Below are 509 nucleotides of genomic sequence, written 5' to 3'. Positions count from 1 at the left end.
TAAGCACGAGTGCAGAAGCCGTGATCAACATCGCTAACCAGTTGCCAAACACAGGTAACGGCCAAATCACCGAAATAACGGCAGTCACTGCAGTCAACGTAAACCACACTCCTTTTGAGCTGAGGAGTTGATCAACATTGACCTCTGGATTCGTTTCCAAACGTAATACGTGCCAAGCAACCAAGATGCCCAACAAGGCGCCCAATAACATATCAAGAATAAACGCAGAACCTAGGAAGAACTTGCACAGCATGACTATTAGCGTAATAGCCGCCATCAACACCGTGGTACTGTTAAATCCAAAGCTGTGCGTTCTTTGGAACAAAAATGTCAACACACAGAACCAAACCGCAATAGGCAAGCTTGGAAAACTAAAGCCGTAACTGTTTGGAAGTTCAGCCATAGGCACGTACACATGCGGCCTTGGTAGAGAAAATCCCTGCTGTGCCACCAAAACCATTAAAGATGTCGCGGTAATGGCGAAGAACAGTCGGTACACAAAGCGACTA

1 pseudogene is annotated in these 509 nt (G+C 46.4%); it reads right to left on the bottom strand.

Annotation, left to right across the window (positions count from 1 at the left end):
• Positions 1-509 (bottom strand): annotated as a pseudogene (locus R7Z49_RS27805) (phosphatase PAP2 family protein); the annotation flags it as partial.

The sequence above is a fragment of the Vibrio sp. 1562 genome (assembly GCF_033340155.1).
GTDB classification, from domain to species: Bacteria; Pseudomonadota; Gammaproteobacteria; order Enterobacterales; family Vibrionaceae; genus Vibrio; species Vibrio alginolyticus.
The sequence above is the reverse complement of the archived record's forward strand: the minus strand, read 5'-3'. Positions and strand labels throughout refer to the sequence as shown.